This is a genomic window from Micromonospora sp. NPDC003776 (assembly GCF_053605645.1).
Genome location: NZ_JBSGJR010000660.1, coordinates 1 through 3,465, shown reverse-complemented (window position 1 = coordinate 3,465; position 3,465 = coordinate 1). Strand labels below are relative to the sequence as shown.

At 73.6% G+C, this 3,465-nt stretch carries 3 protein-coding genes; 1 reads left to right on the top strand and 2 read right to left on the bottom strand.

Annotated features, from left to right (window positions below):
* A partial coding sequence (locus ACWEVO_RS32855) for a peptidoglycan recognition protein family protein (protein ID WP_452311327.1) occupies nt 1–1,611 on the top strand: 1,611 nt, incomplete at its 5' end.
* 68 nt (nt 1,612–1,679) lie between these two features.
* Here ACWEVO_RS32855 and hemQ read toward each other — a convergent pair.
* Both hemQ and hemG read right to left on the bottom strand, forming a co-directional pair.
* Entirely contained in the window at nt 1,680–2,381 is a 702-nt protein-coding gene (hemQ, locus tag ACWEVO_RS32850; RefSeq protein ID WP_452311326.1) for a hydrogen peroxide-dependent heme synthase, read from the bottom strand.
* Nucleotides 2,378–3,465 (bottom strand): protoporphyrinogen oxidase (hemG, locus tag ACWEVO_RS32845; protein ID WP_452311325.1); only part of this gene is annotated, 1,088 nt, incomplete at its 5' end. The genes hemG and hemQ, both read right to left, overlap by 4 nt.

Sequence of the window (3,465 nt, the reverse complement as noted above, 5' to 3'; positions counted from 1 at the left end):
CCCACACCCCCCCCCCCGCCCCCCACCCCCACCGGCCCCCCGCACCACACCACCGCGCCCGCCCCGACCACCACCGCGCCGGCGCCCACCGCGAGTTCCCCCACCGCCGCCCCGAACCCGGTCCCCACCCCGAAGGTGGTCACCCGCGCCGGTTGGCAGGCCGACGAGTCGATCGTCACGGACCCACCGACGTACGGGACCACGGTGAAGGCGTTCTTCGTGCACCACACCGCGGGCAGCAACAGCTACAGCTGCGCCGACTCGGCGGCCATCGTCCGGGGCATCGAGGTCTACCACGTCAAGAGCAACGGCTGGAACGACATCGGCTACAACTTCCTCGTCGACAAGTGCGGGGTGGTCTTCGAGGGCCGCAAGGGCGGCATCGACAAGCCGGTGACCGGCGCGCACACGTACGGCTTCAACACCGACACGGCGGCGATCGCCGTGCTCGGCACCTACATCAGCTCCGGCGTCCCCACGGTGGTGCAGGACGCCGTCGCGCACGTCGCGGCATACCGGCTCGGCCAGTACGGCAACGACCCCGCCGGCACGGTCACCCTGGTCTCCGGGGTCGACGGCAAGTACGACCTCGGCCAGTCCGTGACGTTCAACCGGGTCTCCGGGCACCGGGACGCGGTCGCCACGGAATGCCCGGGCGACGCGCTCTACGGCCAGCTCGCCGGCATCCGTCGCAAGGCGGCGACGATCACCGGGCTGGCGCTCACCGGGGTCACCGGCGGCAAGTCGGGCACCACCTGGTACACCAAGGGCGCGTCCACCGTGTCCTGGTCGGTCGGGACGCCGAGCGCGCTGGTCGCGAAGTTCGAGGTGCTGCTGGACGGGGTCGCCGTCGCCACCGCGGCGGGCACCGCCCGGTCGGCCGCGGTGACGGTCCCGGCCGGGGCGCACACCGTGCAGATCCGGGCCGTGCACCGGCTCGGGCGTACCGCCACCACCGCCGCCCAGACGGTCGTCGGCGACCCGACCGCACCGACCTTCCCCGGCAAGCCGGACCTCGGTCTGCGCACCGGGACGGTCAACAGCACCTCGGTCCCCGTCCAGCTCTCCTGGCGGGCGGCCGACAACGCCGCGCTGCGGGCCACGTACCTGACCGCGCCGAACGCGATCACCTACGGGCCGACCGTCACCAGTGCCGCGGTCCTGGCGAAGCCGGGCGTCGCGACGACCTGGTCGATGAAGGCGCTGGACTGGGCCGGCAACTCGGCCACCGCCTCGAACAGCCGCACGCCGATCCTGTTCCCGGACTCCTCGACCAGCCGCACCGGCACGTGGTCGACGACGTACAACTCCGCCCACCTGGGCGGCAAGGCGCTCACCAGCACCGCCAAGGGCGCCACCATGAAGCTGTCCTTCACCGGCCGGTCGGTGTCGTTCATCGCCGCCCGGTCGTCGACCTCCGGCCAGGTGTACGTCTACCTGGACGGGGTGAAGGTGGCGACGGTGGACCTGAAGGCGAGCAGCACCACGTACCGGCAGGCGGTCTGGACGAAGCGGTGGAGCACCAGCGGCGTGCACACCATCAAGATCGTGGTGGCCGGCACCAGCGGCCGGCCCCGGGTCACCGCGGACGGGTTCGGCTACATCAAGTAACCCACATGGACGGCGACGGGCCCCGGAGCAGACAAGCTCCGGGGCCCGTTCCACGGGTGCCGGCGGGTTCAGACCAGGCAGGTGACGATGTCGGCGACCGAGCGGCGGCGACCGGTGTAGAAGGGGACCTCCTCGCGGACGTGCCGGCGGGCCCGGGCGGCCCGCAGGTCCCGCATCAGGTCGACGATCCGGTGCAGCTCGTCGGCCTCGAAGGCGAGCATCCACTCGTAGTCGCCGAGGGCGAACGAGGCCACCGTGTTGGCCCGCACGTCCGGGTAGTCCCGGGCCATCCGGCCGTGCTCGGCGAGCATCTCGCGCCGCTCGGCGTCGGGCAGCAGGTACCACTCGTACGAGCGGACGAACGGGTAAACGCAGAGGTAGGCGCGCGCCTCCTCGCCGGCCAGGAAGGCCGGGATGTGGCTCTTGTTGAACTCGGCCGGCCGGTGCAGCGCCATCTGCGACCAGACCGGGGTGAGCGCCCGCCCCAGCGTGGTCCGGCGGAACCGCAGGTAGGCGTCCTGCAGGGCGTCGCTGGAGGAGGAGTGCCACCAGATCATCAGGTCGGCGTCGGCGCGCAGCCCGGCGACGTCGTACGTGCCCCGGATGGTGACGTCCTTGCCGGCCAGCTCCTCGAAGAGGGACTCGACCTCGTCGACGACGTTCTCGCGCAGCGACGGGAGGGGGCTGGTGGCCCGGTACACCGACCACATGGTGTAGCGGATGGTCTCGTTGAGCTCCCGCAGCCGCGCCGCGTTGGTCTGCTCCGTCATGCTGCCGATCCTCCCAGTGCTGTGATGATCTCTTCGGCCGCCGTCTCGCCGGAGCGGACGCAGACCGGGATGCCCACGCCGTCGTAACCGGCCCCGGCCAGGGCCAGCGTGGGGTGGGTGGCGTGCAGGCCCGCCCGCACCGCCGTCACCCGGGCGAGGTGCCCGGGGGTGTACTGCGGCAGGGCCCCGCCCCAGCGCTGCACGTGCCGGGCCACCGGGGTGGGCAGCGGCACGCCCAGCACCTTCGACAGCTCCCGGTGCACGGTGGCGACCAGGTCGTCGTCGGTGAGCTGGAGCGACGTCTCGTCGCCGTACCGGCCGACCGAGGCGCGGACCAGGGCCAGCCCGTCGGGACGGCGCAGGTGGCCCCACTTGGTGGTGAAGAAGGTGGACGCCTTGATCAGCAGCCCCTCGGTGGCCGGCACCAGGAAACCGGACAGTTCCGGCAGCTCCGGCTCGGGCAGGGCCATGGTGATCAGGGCGACGCTGGCGTAGTCCAGCCCGCCGACGGTGTCGGCCACCTCGGGCGCCACGCCGGCGAGCAGCCGGGCCGCCGGGCGGGCCGGCACGGCCAGCACCACGGCGTCGACCTCGACGTGCTCCGGCTCGCGGGTCGGGCCGACGGTGAGCCGCCAGCCGGTCGGGGCGCGGTGCAGCTCGCGGACCGCGGCGTCCCGGCGCAGCGTCGCACCACTCGCCTCCGCCGCCGCCTCGACCAGGGTGCTGAGGCCACCGGCCAGGGTGCCGAAGACCGGCGCGCCGGGCGCCCGGGGGGCGGCGGCCTGCGCGGCGCGGACCGCGCCGACCAGGGTGTGCTCGCTCCGGGCCGCCCGGGCGAGGGCCGGCATGGTGGTGACCAGGGAGAGGTCGTCGGCCCGGCCGGCGTAGACGCCGCCGAGCATCGGGTCGACCAGCCGGTCCACCACCTGGTCGCCGAGCCGGTCCCGGACCAGCCGGCCGACCGAGGTGTCGTCGTCCGGGCCGAGCAGCGGCCGGCCGCCGTCCCGGTGGGAGGTCGGGAGAGCGTCGGGTTGGGTATGAGTGTTATTGGACCGGGGGAGATGTGGGTGGTGGCGGGCTCGTG

Bases quoted from the DNA above. Each gene is read 5' to 3' on its own strand.
- hemQ (WP_452311326.1), bottom strand. From the start codon at position 2,381: ATGACGGAGCAGACCAACGCGGCGCGGCTGCGGGAGCTCAACGAGACC.